Below are 16,944 nucleotides of genomic sequence, written 5' to 3' on the forward strand. Positions count from 1 at the left end.
GGGAACCGTCATCATGAGAACATCGCTTTTCGCATCCGCCAGTGCCCTTTGCCTCGGTCTCGTCATGGCCTTTGGAGCCGGCTCGGAGGCCAATGCCGCCGCCAAGTGCATCAAGGGCGATCGCAAGGCGCCGTACACGATCGGCTGGGCCAACATCTATTCCGTGCCGACCTGGATGAAGCAGACGCAGGGCACGATCGAAGCCGAGGTCGAGGCGCTGAAGAAGCAGGGGCTGGTCGACAAGCTGGTGGTGACCGACGCCCAGGGCGATGCCAACGTGCAGATCCAGCAGATCCAGTCGATGATCGATTCCAATGTCGACGCCATCATCCTGATCGCCGGGTCCTCGACAGCGCCGGCGCGTGTCATCGCGGATGCCTGCGCCAAGGGCATTGCCATCATCAATTTCGACAGCCTCGTCGACACCGACCAGGTGACCGCCAAGGTCAACACCGATTCCTCGCAGTGGGGTGATCAGGCTGCCAAGTTCCTGATCGACGCCATCGGCGGCAAGGGCAAGATCCTCATCCTCAACGGACCGGCCGGCGTTTCGGTCAGCGACGATCGCCGCAAGGGTGCCGATGCGGAGCTCAAGGCTCATCCCGACGTGAAGGTGCTGGCCGAGACCAACACCCCCTACAACGTCGCGCCGGCCCAGGAAGCCGTGACCAGCCTGCTCTTCGCCAACCCCGAGATCGACGGCATCCTGTCGCTCGGCGGCGCGCTGTCGGCCGGCGCGGTTCTGGCGCTCGACAAGCAGGGCCGCGACCAGGTGCCGATCACCGGCGAGAACGCGCGCCAGTTCCTCGAGCTGTGGAAGGAGAAGGGCCTGAAGAGCTGGGCCACCATGCAGCCGAACTGGCTCGGCGCCTTCGCCACCTACACCGCGGTCCAGGCGCTCGAAGGCAAGGACGTGCCGGCCTTCGTGAAGATCCCGCTGCCGGTCATCGACAATTCCAACATCGACGAATACCTGGCCCGAGCCAAGGATTTCCCGGCTGACGGCTACATCTATTCGCCTTACGATGAGGAGTTGTTCAAGAAGCTGCTGGCGCAGAAATAAGCCAGAAGGGTTGCGGCATTGACAACCACGGCTCCGCTCCTGGCCGCGCGGGGGGTGTCGAAGGCTTTCTTCGGCAACCCCGTCCTGCGCGACGTTTCCATTGCTCTCCAGCCGGGCCGCGTGCATGCGCTGCTCGGCGAGAACGGCGCAGGAAAGTCGACACTGATCAACCTTTTGTCCGGCGCGTTGCGCCCGGATGGCGGGGCGATCGAGGTCGACGGGCGCGCCGTGGCGCGCATGACACCGGCGCTGGCGCGGCAGGCCGGCATTGCCGTCGTGCAGCAGGAACTCAGCCTGACGGCCAGCCTGTCGATCGCCGAAAACATCGGGCTGGGCGCCTATCCGAAACGGTTCGGCCTGGTCGATTATCGAGAGCTTGCCGCCCGGGCGAAGGCGGCGTGCGACCTGGTCGGGCTGCATGAGCCGCTGTCGACGCCGGTCGGGAACCTTTCGCTCGGCCGGCGGCAGATGGTCGAGATCGCCAAGGCGCTCTATCGCAAACCGCGCGTTCTCATTCTGGACGAGCCGACCTCGTCGCTATCGGCAACGGAGACGAAAATTCTCACCGATCTGCTGGAACGGCTGCGTGGCGAAGGCGTCGCCATTCTCTACATCTCGCACCGGCTGAACGAGGTGATGGCGCTCTGCCATCACGTCACCGTGCTCAAGGACGGTACCTGCACGGCGGACCGCTCGCTGCAAGGCACAGATGCGGCCGGACTGGTGCGGCTGATGGTCGGGCGCGACCCTGGCGATCTCTTTCCCAAGTGGCAGCCAGCATCATCGCCGACCACGGCGATCACCATTCGCAAGTTGTCCGCCGGGCTCATGCGCGATGTCGATCTGGAGATCAGGACCGGCGAAGTGCTGGGCATTGGCGGCCTGGTCGGGCAGGGTCAAGAGGACCTGCTGCTTGGGCTCTACGGCGCCATACCGGCCAGGACAGCATCGGCAACGGTCAATGGGACTTCGGGCCTGCCGGGCGGCGTGCCCAAGGCCAATGCGCTGGGGCTCGCCTATGTGCCGGCGGATCGCAAGCGCGAGGGCCTGCATCTCATCCATCCGATCATCACCAACATGATGCTGCCCGCCTTTGCGCGGCCGCCGGCGTTGAAGCTGCGGAGCCGCAAGGCCGAGCGGGAGAAGGCAAGAAGCCTTGCCGCACAGCTTGCCATCAAGGGCGATCTGCAAAGGCCGGCGCAAGCGCTCTCCGGTGGCAACCAGCAGAAGGTCGCTCTGGCGAAATGGATGCCGCACGATCCGCTGGTATTGCTTCTTAACGATCCGACGCGCGGCGTCGATGTCGAGACCAAGCGCGAGATCTATCTGATGCTTCGCGCCTTCGCCGCCGCCGGCAAGGCCGTCGTGCTGCTCAGTTCCGATACGCCTGAGCTGGTGCATCTGTGCGACCGGGTCGCGGTGGTGCGGGAAGGTCGCATCGTCACCACGCTTTCACGCGCGGCGCTCAGCGAGGAAGCCATCGTCTCGGCAGCGATGGGCGCCGAGAAGCAGAAGGTTGCGGCATGAGCGCTCTTTCTTCCGCCAAACCGAGCCGCGCGCTCTACTGGCCGGTGCAGGCGCGCCGCAACATCGGTGTGCGCAGCCTGTTCGTGGTCGTGCTGGCGTTTCTCATCGCCTATGGCGTGTTGTTCCCGGGTCTCTTCACGGCCGCCGGCTTCGCCAAATTCACCCAGAGCTGGTTCCCCCTGGCGCTGGTGGCGATGGCGCAGGCGATCCTGATGCTGACCGGCGGCATCAGCCTGGCGATCGGCGCGAGCGTCAGCCTCGGCGCGGTCATCGCCGCGACCACCATGGCCGGGCCGCTCGGTGTCGCCGGCGGCGCTGCTGCGGTGGCCCTGGCCGGGCTCGGCATCGGCGCCGCGACGGGCTTCATCGTGGTCAGGCTTCGCCTGCCGGCGATCGTGGTGACGCTTGCCGGCTCCTTCATCATAGGCGGCGCGGCGCTGCTGATCCTGCCTCGGCCGGGCGGCTCGATCCCGGCATGGCTGTCCGACCTGCTAGCCGGCGACACACCGGCAGCGTTCGTGCTGCTCGTGATGATCGTGCTGTTGTGGAAGCTCTACCTCGCCACGCCACTGGGCTTGAGCCTCTATGCCGCCGGCGAAAACCCGGTCGGCGCCTATCGCTCCGGCGTGCCGGTCGATGCCGCGCGTGTCGCCGCCTATGCAATCAGCGGGCTGCTGTCGACGGGCGCCGGCCTGTTCGTGGCCGCGCAGACGGGCTCGGGCGATCCAGTGATCGGCACAGCCTTCACCCTCAACTCGATCGCCGCCGCGGTGCTCGGCGGCATCGGCTTCCTCGGCGGGCAGGGCACGATGCGTGGCGCGCTCGCCGGCAGCCTGCTGCTCAGCCTGATGATCAGCGTCATGTTCTTCCTCGGCTTCACGCCGGTCGCGCAGTATGTCGCGCAAGGGCTGATCATCATCGGCGCCGTCGCCATCCCGCAATTCCGCAAGGTGCAGCCGTGACAGCCTTGAACGACAGTGTCGGCGGCCGACGTGCCAAGGCGATCCTCCGCAGCCGGCCCTTCCTCACGCTCGCCATCGTCGCGGGCGTCTGGATCGTGGCGAGCTTCGTCTCGCGCGGCTTCGGCGCCTATGGCCATCTGCGCTACCTGGTCGAACTCGGCGCCGTCATCGGCCTGGTCGCGGCCGGCCAGACTTTTGTGGTGATCGCAGGCGGCATCGACCTCTCGGTCGCGGCAATCGTCACCGTCAGCGCCATCAGCCTGCCGCTGCTGTCATGGCAGGCCGATCCGACCGGCCTGGCCTCGGTGCTCGCGGTGCTTGCGCTGACGACGGCGATCGGGATGGTCAACGGCTTGGGTGTGGCGCTGCTGCGTGTCCATCCGATGATCATGACGCTCGCCATGGCCACCTTCCTGCAGGGCCTGTTGATCATCATCGCCGGTGGCAGCGCCGTGACCGCGGAGAACCCGCTGGTCCACTGGCTCGGCAACGCGCGACCGGCCGGTATTCCGGCAGGCATCCTGCTGTGGATCGCGGTTTCCGTGCTTGTGCTGACGGTCATGCACGCCACGCCTTTCGGCGCGCGCGTCTTCGCCATGGGCGCCAATCCGCTGGCGGCTTCGCTGTCCGGCGTGCCGATCACCTCAACGACATTGGCTGTCTACGGGGTCAGCGGCTTCACGGCGGGGCTGGCCGGCGTGCTGGTGCTGGGCATGAACGGGCAGGGCTATGTCGGCATCGGTGATCCCTACCTGCTTGCCTCGATCGCCGCGGTGGTGCTTGGCGGCACGTCCATCCTCGGCGGGCTCGGCACCTATGCCGGCACCATTCCCGGCGCGATCCTGCTGGTGACGATCACCGCGCTGATCACCGTCGTCAATGCATCGCCCGGATGGCGTAGCATCCTGTTCGGTTCGCTGATCCTCGGCCTGCTGCTGCTTTCAGGCCGGGAGCAAGCCCGCCGATGAGAAATCGCCCATCCGGTAGATGCGCCTGGCATTGCCGAAGAACAGCGCCGCCTGCTCGCCTGCGGAAAGGTCCGCCACAATGGCCTTGAAGCTGTCATACACCTCGTCGAACGAGGCGTGCATCCCGGCAACCGGGAAGTCGGAGCCGAACATGGCGCGCGTCGTCCCAAAGCAGTCGATGCAGTGCAGGACGACGGGGCGCAGGCTGTCGAGCGTCCAGTCATGATCGTAGGCGACGAGGTCGGAAATCTTGATGGCGACGTTGTCACGCTCGGCGAGAATCCTAAGCCCGTCGCGCCACCTCCGCATGCCTTCGGCATCGCGATCGATCGGGCTGCCGCAATGATTGAGGACGAATTGCTGGCCGGGAAAGGCCGCTGCGAGGCGCGCGGCATCGGCAAGCTGGCGTGGGAACACCATCAGGTCGAAGGAGAGGCCGTGACGGGCCAGCAGGGCGAGGCCGGCGCGCCAGGCCGGATCGTCCATGATGCCGTCGCGGACCGCGAAACGCCGTGCAGGATCGGGATCCCAGCTCAATATGTCTCGCACGCCGACGACGCGATCAAACGCGGCCTGCGCTTCGATCAGCGCTGGTGCCTGCGCGCTGGCGAGCGGCACATGCACGACATATCGCGCTGCCACGCCACGCGACTTGTCGAGCGTTTCCAGCCAGCGCGTCTCGCCGATGCTGTCGTCGCTCGCCCAGCCGGCCTCGACATGGACGGTTGCAATGACATTGTGGCGGGCAGCGTCGCGCGCATAATTCTGCGGAAGGTAATTCCGGCGCAGCGCGCCAAGGTCACCGAGCCCGCCGCGCTCGTTCGCGGTGTCGGCCAGCCAGGGATGCCGCCCGAGGCCGAGATCCCACAGATGATGGTGAGCGTCGATGATCGGTCCGGAGTAGGCCACGCTCTTCTCTCAATCTTTCGCCGGCAGTCATTCGGCGGCGCCGGAAGGGTTAGCATCAGATGAGCGCGAACACACCGGTTGCGCCGCTCGGCGTGCGTGAAAATTTTTTCCTCGACGATCGCATCCGCGGCGTCCCGCCAGGGACGTCCGGATTGGACTCGGGCTTGGTCGGACAGCATGGCTGGCATCCGGCCGATGGCCGCATGTCGCTGCCGCTGCTCACCCTCGACGAGGCAGCCTTCGCCTCGAATCGCGACCTCTTCCTGCGCTATGCGCGCCAGCACGGCGCCAGCGTGGCGCCGCACGGCAAGACGCCGATGGCGCCCGACCTTGCCCGCTCGCTGGTCGAAGCCGGCGCGTGGGGCACGACGGTCGCGGATATCCGGCAGGCTACGGTGATGTTGAAGGCTGGCCTGACAAGGCTGATCCTCGCCAACGAGGTCGGCGGCACGGGCGGCGCGAACCGGCTGGCGGCGCTCGCCGGTGCCTGGCCGCAGGTCGAGTTGTACGTCTTCGCCGACTCGGTCGCAGCCGTGAACGCGCTTGCCGCGGCATGGCGTGCTAGCGCAGCTCTTGCTCCCTTGCGCGTGCTGATCGAGCTCGGGGCGGCGAGAGCAGGCGCGCGAACCGTTGCCGAGGCCGAGGCGACCGCCGATGCGATCATGGCGACCGACGGACGGCTGCGCATCGCCGGCGTCGCGACCTACGAAGGTGCTGCCGCCCAGCCCAATCCCGTGCGGAGCGACGAGGCGGTATCCGGATTGCTGGCTTCGGTCGGGGATATGTTCCTCAGGCTCCGCGCTAGCGTTGGCGGCGAAGCGCCGCTGATCGTGACAGCCGGCGGATCGGTGTTCTTCGACAAGGTGATCGCATTGCTTTCGCCTATCGTCGCAAAGGATGCCAAAGCGAGGCTGGTGCTGCGCAGCGGCGCCATCTTCTTCCATGATCACGGCGTCTATGACCGGTCGCTTGGGGCGGTGGATGGCCGCAATGGTTTTGATGTCGAAGGCGCGATCATTTCGGCGCGCCATTCGTTCCGCCCCGCGCTGCGCGTCTGGGCCGAAGTGCTGTCCCGGCCCGAACCGGGCCTGGCGATCTGCGGCATGGGCATGCGCGACGTTTCGTTCGACCAGGGTTTTCCAAAGCCGCTGACAGTGTTTCGCTCGGGTAAGCCGCTGCCCGCCCTGCCGGAGAAAGCGCAAGTCACCAAGCTCAACGACCAGCACGCCTTCCTGAAGCTGCAGCCCGGCGATGACCTCGTCGTCGGCGACGTCATCGAGTTTGGCATATCGCATCCCTGCACCTGCCTCGACCGCTACCGCGTCATCTTCGGCGTGGATGAGAGCGGGCGCGTAGTTCACGCCTTTCCAACCTATTTCGGCTGACCCGGCCCCAAGAAGAGAACCTTTGAAAGGATCCGATATGATCAAATACTTCCAGTCCGGCTCCCGGATGTCGCAGGCGGTCGTCTATGGCGGCTTGGTGCATATAGCCGGCCAGGTCGCCAACGACCGCAAGGCTGGCATCGAGCTCCAGACGAAGGATGTGCTGGCCAAGGTCGAGGCGCTTCTTCACGAGGCCGGCAGCAGCAAGTCGAAGCTCGTCGCGGTCAACATCTTCCTGCCGCAGATCGGCGACTTCGATGCGATGAACAGGATCTATGACGCGTGGGTCGATCCCGAGCGCCTGCCGGCGCGGGCCTGCGTCGAGGCGCGTCTTGCCGACCCGGACCTGCGCATCGAGGTGACCGCGGTTGCGGCGGTGTGAGGGGCAGCCATGCATACCGGCCTCGTCCACACGCTCGATTTTGACCGCAACGGCAAGACGCTCGGCCATCTGAGCATCCCGTTCTCGATCGACCGCTCGCCCTATTTCCAGATCAAGGTGCCGATCTGCACGATCCGCAACGGCGAGGGACCGTCGCTGCTTTTGATGGCCGGCAACCATGGCGACGAATATGAGGGCGAGCTGTCGCTGGCAAAGCTGATCCGCAGGCTCGAGCCGCAGCGGATGAAGGGCCGCGTCACCATCCTGCCGATGGCAAATGCGCCGGCGGTGATGGCTGCCAGGCGCTGCTCGCCACTCGACGGCGGCAATCTCAACCGGGCTTTTCCGGGCGATCCGTCCGGCACGCCGACCAGCCGTCTCGCCAGTTTCCTGGAGGCCGAGTTGTTTTCCTGCCACGAGGTCGTCTTCGACATCCATTCCGGCGGCACGTCGATGGAACACCTGCCGACGGCGCTGGTCGAGCGCAACGCCGATCCTGAGCGTCACCAGCGCGGCGTCGACCTGATGCGCAGGCTCGGCATGCCGTTCGGCTTCATCGCCGACAACGGCCAGGCTTCGCCGACCTCGATGGGCGCAGCACGCCGGGCCGGAGCGATCGGCGTCAGCGGCGAATTCGGCGGCGGCGGCACCGCCACTGTCGATTCGATGGCGCTGACCGCTCGCGCGCTCGATCGCCTGATGATGGCGCTGGGCGTGATCGAGGCGCCGGTGCTTGCGCCGGACGCCGAGACGGCGTCGCCGACACGGCTGCTTGCGCTGTCGCGCCACAGCCAGGGCCTCTATGCGACGCGGCGCGGCTGGTTCGAGCCGGCCGTGCGGCTGGGCGACAGCGTCAGCGCCGGACAGGTGGCTGGCTGGTATCACGACCTCGAACGGCTGGAGCTTGCGGAGGAGGCGCTCCATTTCGCCGAAAGCGGGATCGTGCTCTCGCGACGCTTGCACACCATGTGCGAAGCGGGCGACTGTCTCATGCAAGTGGCCGAGCCGGTCGAAGGCTGACAACGAACGGCACGGGGCGGCGCAAACAAACCGAGGACGAGCATGCAGCTTTCGATGTGGACCTATCCCTGGGACATCCAGGATCTCGGGCAGGAGACGGTCGAGCGTGATATTGCGCAGCGTGCTGGGCTGAACATGATCAGCCTCGCGACGTCCTATCATGCCGGGCGGTTCCTGCAGCCGCGCAGCCCGCGCCGAAAGGCCTATTTTCCGGAAGACGGCACGATCTACTTCAAGCCGACCGCCACGCGCTGGGCCGACCTTGCCATCCAGCCCAAGGTGGCGGACGTGATCAGTGAGGGCGGCGACGTGCTGGACGCACTCGTGCGCCGGCGCGATGCGGGCGGGCCTGCGATCTCGTGCTGGACGGTCTGCCTGCACAACACACGGCTTGGCATGCGTCATCCTGAAGCCGTCACCCGCAACGCCTTTGGCGATGCCAACTACTACAATCTCTGTCCCTCGCATCCGCACGCGCGCGCCTATGTCCGCGCGCTGGTAGCGGACATCTCGCACAGCTACAGGCCGAACAGGATCGAGCTCGAAAGCCCGTCCTTCATGGGCTTCGCGCATGAATATCATCACGAGAAGGACGGTGTCGGGCTGACGCCGGAAGAGGATTTCCTGCTGTCGCTGTGCTTCTGTCCGTCCTGCCTGGAGCGCGCGGCGAAGGCTGGGGCCAACGGCGAGGCGGCGCGCAAGCTCGTCAGGCAATGGATCGCCGAGACCTGCGAGCGCGCGGTGCCGGAGCGGCGCTTCCCCGACTTTCCGGCCGGCGGGCTCGACCTGTTCAGGCCCTGGCCCGAGCTCCACGCTTATCTCCTCTGGCGCTTCGAGCCGGTGACCAGCCTGGTCGCCGAACTGCGCGAGGCCACGCATCCGGCGACCAAGGTCGTTATCATCGACCTCAAGGAGGGCTGGCTCGGCGGCTGCGATCTGGCGGCGCTCGGCAAGGTCTGCGACGGGGCGATCCTGTGCGCCTATGACATGCAGGCAGACGGTGTTGCCGAACTGATGGCAGCCGGCCGCGCGGCGCTTGGCGCCGAAAAGTTCCTCGGCACCGGCTACCGGCTCTTCTATCCTGAGATGCCGGGGCCCGAGGTGCTCGCGGCCAAGGTGAAGCCGGCACGGACGCCAGGTGCGGACGGCATCAATTTCTACAATTACGGGCTTGTTCCAGCGGCGCGGCTGGACTGGGTCAAAGCAGCCGTCTCGACTTGAGCGCTGCAGGGTAACAAAAACCTCGCCCCAATCCGACCCCGTTGCAAAACGGTCATGTCGATGGCGGAACCTGGCGCCATCGCTGACGTTTTGAGTCTTTCGGTGCTTGCGCGGGCAGCAAGCACGCTTCACAAGCTCCATCGGGGGAGAACATCCATGAGACCAATGTTTCCGTTCGTCCTCGCCGGCAGCCTGTTGGCCGCCGCGCACGCCCATGCCGACGACGCTGATTTCCTGCGTTCGTTCCAGGGCAATTTTGCCGGCAGCGGCACGGTCAAGGTCACCGCCGACGCGCCGACGGTGAATGTCTCCTGCACCTTCAATTCCGGCGCGACTTCGACGTCGCTGTCGCTGGACGGCAACTGCCGGGGTCTCGTCGTGGTGACGCGGGCGATCAGCGCCGACCTCAAATCCAACGGCAAGGGCTACACCGGGGTCTATGTGGGCTCCCGCACTGGACCGGCGCAACTGAACGGCAAGCGTTCAGGCAACGCGCTCAGCCTGGCGATCCGCTGGGCCAAAGAGGTGAACGGCGACCGCACAGCGCGGCTGACCGTCGAGAAGACCAGCGGCGACGGCATGCGGCTGACGGTCACCGACGCCGATCCGAGAACCGGCAAGACGGTGGTGACGAGCCGTATCGATTTGAAGCGTACGTGACGGGCGCCCTTCCCGAATTCATTCCTCGAGCGGCTCAGGCGGATTGGCGCCGCGACCCTTGCCGAACGTATAGCCGGTCTCGACGGCCTTCCTGCCGAACTTGTCGCGCAAGGCGTCGATGGCACACTCGGCCATCGCGCGCTTGCGCGACTGGACGTCGACCAGATCGGGCGGATCGGCCTTTTCGTCGTCGGAGAGATCGCTGACGCCGATGCCGAGCAGGCGGAACTTGGTGCCGTCGGCCTCGCGTCGCAACAGGTCGAGCCCGGTCTGGAAAATGCGGTCGGCGAGTCGGGTCGGATCGCCAAGCTGGCGGTTGCGGGTGCGGATCTTGAAATCCTGGGTCTTGAGCTTGAGCACCACCGTGCGCCCGGCAATGCCTGCCTTCTTCAGCCGCGCCGAGACTTTTTCCGAAAGGCCGCGCAGCACCGGGACCAGTTCGGCCAGCGAGCCAATATCGGCGTCGAAAGTGGTTTCGGCCGACACGCTCTTGGCATCGCCGTCGGGATCGACGCGGCGGTCGTCCTCACCACGCGAAAGCTGGTAGAGGCGGTCGCCCATGACGCCGTAGCGACGCATCAATTCGCCGCGCTCCATACGCTGCAACTGGGCGATGGTGCGGATGCCGTCGCGCTCCAGCGTCGCAGCCAACGCCTTGCCGACGCCCCAGATCAGCGTCACCGGCTGTGCCGCGAGGAAGCTCGGCGCCTCGACCTCGCCGATCACCGAATAGCCGCGCGGCTTGCGGAAATCCGATGCGATCTTGGCGAGGAACTTGCTGTAGGAGAGGCCGGCCGAAACCGTGATGCCGAGCTCCTTTTCGACCGTCACAGCGAAGCGGGCCAGCACAAGCGCCGGCGGCATGCCATGCAGCCGCTCGGTGCCGGCGAGATCGAGAAACGCCTCGTCGATGGACAGCGGCTCCACCAGCGGCGTCAAAGCCTGCATCAGCGCGCGCACTTCGCGACCGACGCGGACGTATTTTTCCATGTCGGGCGCGATGACCACGGCCTCAGGGCAGGCTTCCAGCGCCTTGAACATCGGCATTGCCGAGCGCACGCCCTGGATACGAGCGATATAGCAGGCGGTGGAGACGACGCCGCGCCTGCCGCCGCCGACGATCACCGGGCGGTCTTTCAGCGCGGGGTTGTCGCGCTTTTCGATCGAGGCATAGAAAGCATCGCAATCGATATGCGCGAGGTGCAGCCGGTAGAGCTCCGGGTGGCGGGCAAGGCGGGGGCTGCCGCAGCGTTCGCAGCGGCGTGTTTCGCTGCGCTGGAGAGCCAGGCAGTCGCGGCAAAAACCGTGATCGGGATTGTTGACAGGAGCCGCCATCGCTGCGAACATAAAGAGAACAAATGCAATGGTACGACAGTGCAGGGCCGGCAACAAGCTCGGCCTGGGGAGAACGCATGAGCACGACCATAGTGCCGTTGACGCCCGAGCGCTGGCCCGACTTCGAGGATCTATTCGGCAAGCAAGGCGCCTGTTACGGCTGCTGGTGCACGCATTTCCGCCTGACGCCGGCAGAGCGCCGCGCCAGCGACCGCGAGCGCAACAAGGATCACATCAAGGCGCGCATCGAAGCCGGCCCGCCGCCTGGGCTTCTCGCCTTCGAAGATGACAAGGCGGTCGGCTGGATGCAGATCGGTCCGCGTGCCGACGTGCCCGAATGGAACAATCAGGGCAGGGGCTCCGCGCCGGTCGATCCCGCCGATGCTGATGATCCGGGCGTCTGGGCGATTTCGTGCTTCTTCATCCGCGTCAAGGCGCGGGGCAGGGGCATCAGCCATGGCCTTGTCGAAGGCGGCATCGCATTCGCGCGCGAGAACGGCGCCAGGCTGCTCGAAGCCTGCCCGATCGACCTGTCGCGCGATTCGCGCTCGATCGGACTGTTCGTCGGCTCATCGCGGGTGTTCGAGAAGGCCGGGTTTGAGAGACTGCTGGAGCGCAAGCCCGGGCGGCCGCTGATGCGGCTTGTGCTTTAGCCGCTTGAGGATTCGTCTTGCGGCTGTAATGCTTCTTTTCCACCAGAAGACGAAACGATTTGCCTTCCGAGACCGACGGAGACTGACGTGAAGCGTGTTTTGCCACTTGTTTTCATTCTTGCTTTCAGCGCGCCGGCGCTTGCACAGGCCGTCGACAGCCAGGGCGCCAAACAGCTTTCCGACAATCTGGCGCGCTATTTCGGCAAGCAGGCCTTCGAGAAGGGCGTGCTCAAGGTCTCGGTCGAAGGCGACGCCTACAAGATCGCAGTCGACGTCAAGGCCCTGGTCAGCGCCCTGCCGGAACAGAAGCCGTTCAAGATCGACCTCGCGCCCTATGCTTTGATGGTGAAGCCGCGCAGCGATGGATCCTGGGACGTCACCTCGGATTTCTCCCAAACCATGTCGTTCGAATTCAACGGACCCGAAGGCCCGCAAAGCATGCAAGTCTCGGTCAAGGACGGCAAGGGCACCGCCGTCTACGATCCGAACCTGGCCGCGTTCACCAGCGGCACCAGCTCGATGGCCGGCATGACGATGACGTCTCGTGAAGCCAAGCAGCAGGCGGACGTCACCGCCGGTGCCGGCACCGCGACGATTGCCGCCACCAAGTCGGCCAATGGCGGCGTCGACTTCAAGGCAACGCAAAAGGTCTCGAGCTTCGTCGAGACGATCAAGATCGACGATCCCGGCAGCGGAATGAATTTTCCGGTCACCCTGAAAACGCCCGAACTTTCGGTCGATGCGATTGGCAAGGGCGTGCGGACGAAGCCTTTGCTCGACCTTCTTGCCTTTGCTGTCGCCAACGAGGACGAAGCCAAGCTCAAGGCTAACCAGGCGGAGCTCAAATCGCTCATGTTGGCCGCGCTGCCCGTCTGGGAAAGGATCGACGGCACCTACGGCTTCAAGAACTTCGAGGTGGAGAGCCCTGTAGGCAAATTCGGGGCGACGCAGTTCAGCACCGTGTTCGGCATGGACGGCGTCGCGCAGGACGGGAAGATCGACTACGCGATCAAGGCCACCGGCCTGACGATCCCGCAGCAGATGCTGCCCAGTTGGAGCGTGGCGTTGTTGCCGACGGATGTCGATCTCAATTTCGGCGGCGCCAATATCGATCTCGACAGCATGGCGAAGAAGGCGATCGAAGCCTTTGATCTCAACAAGAATCCGCCGCTGTCGGATCAGTTCGGCGACGCATTGGCCGCAGATTTCCTGGCTAAGAAACCGAAGTTCGTCCTCGGCCACAGCACGCTGAAGAACGGCAGCATCGAGATCGCGATGGAAGGCGAGATGACGTTTCCCGGCAAAAAGCCGGATGCGACCATGACCGTGGATGTCGCCGGTTACGACAAGATCGTCGATGCCCTGAAAGAGGGAGCCAAGAGCGACCAGGAAATGGCCCAGGCTTTTCCCTTTGCCCTGGCCGTGAAAGGGTTCGGCAAAACGCTGCCTGACGGTCGTCTGGAATGGGTCATCAATGCCAAGGCCGACGGCTCGGTCACGGTCAACGGTGCGATGTTGAAGCCGGCCGATGTCGTTCAGAATGATGGCGCTGACCAGGACAGCGGCTCCGGCGAGGATAACGGCTCGGGCGAGAACGACGATGGCGGGGCCGGAGCGAAGCTGCAGCCGTAAGCGCTTGGACTACAGTCCGAGCGCGCCGGCAATCTTGGGGGCTGCCTCACGCCAATCCTCGACAGAGATGATGCCGTCGGGCGTCGGCGGCAGGAAGGCGCGCAGCGAATTGTCGGCCATCAAGTGAAAGAGGTGGGCGTCCGATACCGAATTGCGCGCCGATAGCAGATTGGACGGCTGATCGTCGACGAAGGCGACGGGCCGGCCCTTGGCTCCGCGCAACTTGGCGATGGCCGGCCCTTTCGCCATTTCCGTGGTCAGCAGCGGATAGTTCAGGCCAAGCGCATCGAGATGCGCCCGGCGAACGGCGCGATGCTTGTGCGGCATGGCTGTCAGCAAGACGATTTCGGCACGCCCGCCAAGCGATGCCAGCGCTTCCGCGGCGCCGTCTGTGACGCTTTGCCAATCGGCCTGCGCGTCGAAAAAATCCCCAAGAAGCGCCGTCACCTCCGCCTGCTCGATCAGCCGCCCGGATGCCGTCTCGGCGATATTGCCGCTGAGGCGGAAGGAGGCGAGCGTCAGCCCGAAGCCGCGCTTTTTCAGGTAATGCGGAAATGGACGGATGAATTCGAGCACCACGTCGTCGACATCCAGCACCAGCAGCGGACGGTCGTCGGCGGCAAGTTCCTCGATCTGGCGCGCTGTTTCCGGATCGTCGCTCATATCGAACGCTCGTGATCCTCATTGCCGAGCGGCAGCGCCCGCAAGGCCTTGCCGATGGCCGCCGGTGGCGTTCCGGTCTCCTCGGCAAACCGCAGCAGCGTCGGCTCATGGGCAAGGATGAATTGCAGCACGCCGGCGAGAAATCCCGGCTCCCCGGCCGCCTGGCGGATCGAATGCGCCTCTATGCCCGTAATCGCCAGGAAGCGCGGCAGCAGTTCCGGATCGGCAGCGACGAAGCCGAGCGCCCGGATGGCAAGGGTTTCGGCTTCCTCGCGCATTGACGCTGCGTTTGTCATCGTTACCTTTTGACGTGGTGTGGATTGAGTCTCTTTCCGCAGTAATGGCAAGCGTCGCTTGCGGCAAGTCTGCGCCGCTTCCGACCTGCACCCGCAAGTCAAATCCGGGCGCCTTTTGCAGAACCCCGGTTTGCGTTTCGTCAATGATATTGGCGTAAAGTCGATGCGGGTTTGGGTGCGATCCGGCTCGGACGCATGGCGGCAGCCTCCCAGCGAGAGGCTAGCCGAAACGGGAAACTGATGGCTAAGAAGGTCATGATCGTCGAGGACAACGAGCTCAACATGAAGCTCTTTCGGGACCTCATCGAAGCCAGCGGTTATGAGACTGTTCGCACCCGTAACGGCCTGGAAGCGCTCGATCTCGCGCGCCAGCACCGGCCGGACCTGATCTTGATGGACATCCAGCTGCCCGAAGTGTCGGGCCTGGAAGTGACGAAGTGGCTGAAAGAAGACGACGAGTTGCACTCGATCCCGGTGATCGCCGTCACGGCCTTCGCCATGAAGGGCGACGAGGAGCGCATCCGCCAGGGTGGCTGCGAGGCTTACATCTCCAAGCCGATCTCGGTGCCGCGCTTCATCGAGACGATCAAATCATACCTGGGCGATGCCTGATGGCGAGCCGATCCGGAGCCTTGTAACATGACAGCGCGGATCCTTGTCGTCGATGACATCCCCGCCAATGTGCGGCTGCTGGAGGTTCGGCTGCTCGCCGAATATTTCGAGGTGCTGACGGCCGGCAATGGCCCGGAAGCGATCGAAACCTGCGAGAACGGCAAGGTCGACGTCGTGCTGCTCGACGTGATGATGCCGGGCATGGACGGGTTCGAGGTCTGCCGGCGGCTGAAGAGCGATCCGGCGACCTCCCACATCCCGGTCGTGATGATCACCGCGCTGGACCAGGTCTCGGACCGGGTGCGCGGGCTGGAGGCCGGCGCCGACGATTTCCTCACCAAGCCGGTCAATGATCTCCAGCTGATGACACGGGTGAAGAGCCTGGTCAGGCTGAAGTCGCTGACCGACGAGCTGCGCCTGCGCGCCTCGACCACCCGCAATATCGGCATCGAGGAGCTTTTGAGCCGCAACTTCGCGACGGAAGCGTCCGAGCCCAGAGTGCTTCTCATCGACGAACGCAAATCCTCGAGCGAGCGCATCCAGAAGATGCTGCGCGGCAGCGCCGAGATCGATGTCGCGACTGATCCGAATGCCGGCTTCTTCCAAGCCGCCGAGACGCCCTACGAGTGCGTTCTGATCTCGACGGCGTTCGCCGAGTTCGACCCGCTCAGGCTTTGCTCGCAACTGCGCTCGCTCGACCGCACCCGTTTCCTGCCGATCATCCTCCTGGCCGAGCAGGGCGAGGAAGGACGTATCATCCGGGGCCTCGAGCTCGGCATCAACGACTACCTGACGCGGCCGATCGATCAGCAGGAACTGACAGCCCGCCTGCGCACGCAAGTGCGGCGCAAGCGTTACAACGATCAGCTCCGCGCCAGCGTCACCCAGACCATCGAGATGGCTGTGACCGACGGGCTGACCGGACTGCACAACCGGCGCTATCTCGACAGCCATCTGCAAACGCTGTTCGACCGCGCGGTGGCGAGGCGGCGGCCGCTATCGGTGATGATCACCGATCTCGACCGCTTCAAGGCGATCAACGACACGCATGGCCACGACGGCGGCGACGACGTGCTGCGCGAGTTCGCCAGGCGGCTGCGCAAGAACGTGCGCGGCATCGATCTGGCCTGCCGCTTCGGCGGCGAGGAGTTCGTCGTGGTCATGCCGGATACCGATGGCGCGGTTGCCGAGAAGGTGGCCGAACGCATCCGCGCCGAGATCGCACAGGTGCCCTTCGCCGTCGGGAGCGAGGGCAAGACGATCGGAGTCACGGTAAGCGTCGGGGTGTCGTCGGTGCTGAAAGGCAACGACACCGTGGCGGCGCTTATGAAGCGCGCCGACCTCGCCCTCTACGAGGCCAAGAGCGGTGGTCGCAACCGGGTCGTTGCCAAGGCCGCTTAGCGCATGTCGCCTAGAAGTGCGCGGCGGTTTGGGCGGCGACATGGATAGGAGCAAAGCCTCAAGCGCGTCGTCTAAACACGTGGCGTCGCGATGGGCTTCAGCGCGCGAGGCCGATTCGGCGTCAACCCGACAGGGTTACGAATTTACCTTAACCCAAGCGATTCCCGGTCTTTGGTTAAGAAATGGTTGATTTTCATACGTTGTTGCGCAAATCTGGGGGCACATAGAACGAAGACGAAGCCGGCACGAGGGTAG

At 65.0% G+C, this 16,944-nt stretch carries 17 protein-coding genes; 13 read left to right on the top strand and 4 right to left on the bottom strand.

All coding sequences use genetic code 11. From position 1 onward, the window contains the following. The first annotated feature begins 13 nt into the window (after positions 1-13). From EJ074_RS28285 to EJ074_RS28300, 4 genes are read left to right on the top strand one after another with little or no spacing between them, the layout of a single operon-like run. Positions 14-1,063, top strand: coding sequence for an ABC transporter substrate-binding protein (locus EJ074_RS28285; RefSeq protein ID WP_245420346.1), 1,050 nt, complete (start codon positions 14-16; stop codon positions 1,061-1,063). Positions 1,064-1,081: 18 nt separating this feature from the next. Then, entirely contained in the window at positions 1,082-2,590 is a 1,509-nt protein-coding gene (locus EJ074_RS28290) for a sugar ABC transporter ATP-binding protein (protein WP_095806130.1), read from the top strand. Further along, positions 2,587-3,552 carry an ABC transporter permease gene (locus EJ074_RS28295; RefSeq protein WP_095806129.1) on the top strand — a complete coding sequence of 322 codons (966 nt, stop codon included), beginning with the start codon at positions 2,587-2,589 and terminating at the stop codon, positions 3,550-3,552. Before EJ074_RS28290 ends, EJ074_RS28295 begins: the two co-directional genes overlap by 4 nt. Then, on the top strand, positions 3,549-4,520 hold the full coding sequence (locus EJ074_RS28300) for an ABC transporter permease (RefSeq protein ID WP_095806128.1): 972 nt from the start codon (positions 3,549-3,551) through the stop codon (positions 4,518-4,520). Before EJ074_RS28295 ends, EJ074_RS28300 begins: the two co-directional genes overlap by 4 nt. Here EJ074_RS28300 and EJ074_RS28305 read toward each other — a convergent pair. Continuing rightward, on the bottom strand, positions 4,494-5,429 hold the full coding sequence (locus EJ074_RS28305) for an amidohydrolase family protein (RefSeq protein WP_095806127.1): 936 nt from the start codon (positions 5,427-5,429) through the stop codon (positions 4,494-4,496). The two genes, EJ074_RS28300 and EJ074_RS28305, sit on opposite strands and share 27 nt — an antisense overlap. 59 nt (positions 5,430-5,488) lie before the next feature. Here EJ074_RS28305 and EJ074_RS28310 point away from each other — a divergent pair, with 59 nt between their 5' ends. The 5 genes from EJ074_RS28310 to EJ074_RS28330 all read left to right on the top strand — a co-directional run bounded on the left by EJ074_RS28310 (position 5,489) and on the right by EJ074_RS28330 (position 10,097). After that, on the top strand, positions 5,489-6,814 hold the full coding sequence (locus tag EJ074_RS28310) for an alanine racemase (protein WP_095806126.1): 1,326 nt from the start codon (positions 5,489-5,491) through the stop codon (positions 6,812-6,814). Positions 6,815-6,851: 37 nt separating this feature from the next. Continuing rightward, positions 6,852-7,196: a RidA family protein gene (locus EJ074_RS28315; RefSeq protein WP_095806125.1), complete on the top strand. Its 345-nt coding sequence runs from the start codon at positions 6,852-6,854 to the stop codon at positions 7,194-7,196. 9 nt (positions 7,197-7,205) lie between these two features. Further along, positions 7,206-8,216 carry a succinylglutamate desuccinylase/aspartoacylase family protein gene (locus EJ074_RS28320; RefSeq protein WP_095806124.1) on the top strand — a complete coding sequence of 337 codons (1,011 nt, stop codon included), beginning with the start codon at positions 7,206-7,208 and terminating at the stop codon, positions 8,214-8,216. Between the two features lie 42 nt (positions 8,217-8,258). Beyond that, positions 8,259-9,437: a hypothetical protein gene (locus tag EJ074_RS28325; protein WP_129553929.1), complete on the top strand. Its 1,179-nt coding sequence runs from the start codon at positions 8,259-8,261 to the stop codon at positions 9,435-9,437. A gap of 156 nt (positions 9,438-9,593) precedes the next feature. Next, positions 9,594-10,097, top strand: coding sequence for a hypothetical protein (locus EJ074_RS28330; RefSeq protein WP_095806122.1), 504 nt, complete (start codon positions 9,594-9,596; stop codon positions 10,095-10,097). An 18-nt stretch (positions 10,098-10,115) separates the two neighbouring features. Here EJ074_RS28330 and EJ074_RS28335 read toward each other — a convergent pair whose 3' ends face one another. Then, positions 10,116-11,444 carry a DNA polymerase IV gene (locus EJ074_RS28335; protein WP_095806121.1) on the bottom strand — a complete coding sequence of 443 codons (1,329 nt, stop codon included), beginning with the start codon at positions 11,442-11,444 and terminating at the stop codon, positions 10,116-10,118. A gap of 65 nt (positions 11,445-11,509) precedes the next feature. Here EJ074_RS28335 and EJ074_RS28340 point away from each other — a divergent pair, with 65 nt between their 5' ends. Both EJ074_RS28340 and EJ074_RS28345 read left to right on the top strand, forming a co-directional pair. Continuing rightward, a complete protein-coding gene (locus EJ074_RS28340) occupies positions 11,510-12,085 on the top strand; it encodes a GNAT family N-acetyltransferase (protein ID WP_095806120.1) in 576 nt (191 codons plus the stop codon). Positions 12,086-12,172: 87 nt separating this feature from the next. Next, positions 12,173-13,717: a hypothetical protein gene (locus tag EJ074_RS28345; protein ID WP_095806119.1), complete on the top strand. Its 1,545-nt coding sequence runs from the start codon at positions 12,173-12,175 to the stop codon at positions 13,715-13,717. Between the two features lie 9 nt (positions 13,718-13,726). Here EJ074_RS28345 and EJ074_RS28350 read toward each other — a convergent pair whose 3' ends face one another. After that, positions 13,727-14,380 (bottom strand): hypothetical protein, encoded by a 654-nt coding sequence (locus EJ074_RS28350; RefSeq protein WP_095806118.1) that lies wholly within the window; start codon positions 14,378-14,380, stop codon positions 13,727-13,729. Next, a complete protein-coding gene (locus EJ074_RS28355; RefSeq protein WP_095806117.1) occupies positions 14,377-14,676 on the bottom strand; it encodes a DUF3572 domain-containing protein in 300 nt (99 codons plus the stop codon). The genes EJ074_RS28350 and EJ074_RS28355 overlap by 4 nt, the downstream gene beginning before the upstream one ends. Positions 14,677-14,916: 240 nt before the next feature. Here EJ074_RS28355 and EJ074_RS28360 point away from each other — a divergent pair, with 240 nt between their 5' ends. Then, positions 14,917-15,288, top strand: coding sequence for a response regulator (locus EJ074_RS28360; protein WP_027166515.1), 372 nt, complete (start codon positions 14,917-14,919; stop codon positions 15,286-15,288). A 27-nt stretch (positions 15,289-15,315) separates the two neighbouring features. Then, positions 15,316-16,689, top strand: a complete 1,374-nt coding sequence (locus tag EJ074_RS28365; RefSeq protein ID WP_095806116.1) for a PleD family two-component system response regulator — start codon at positions 15,316-15,318, stop codon at positions 16,687-16,689. Positions 16,690-16,944 lie beyond the last annotated feature (255 nt).

It is taken from the genome of Mesorhizobium sp. M3A.F.Ca.ET.080.04.2.1, from assembly GCF_003952525.1.
Classification (GTDB): domain Bacteria; phylum Pseudomonadota; class Alphaproteobacteria; order Rhizobiales; family Rhizobiaceae; genus Mesorhizobium.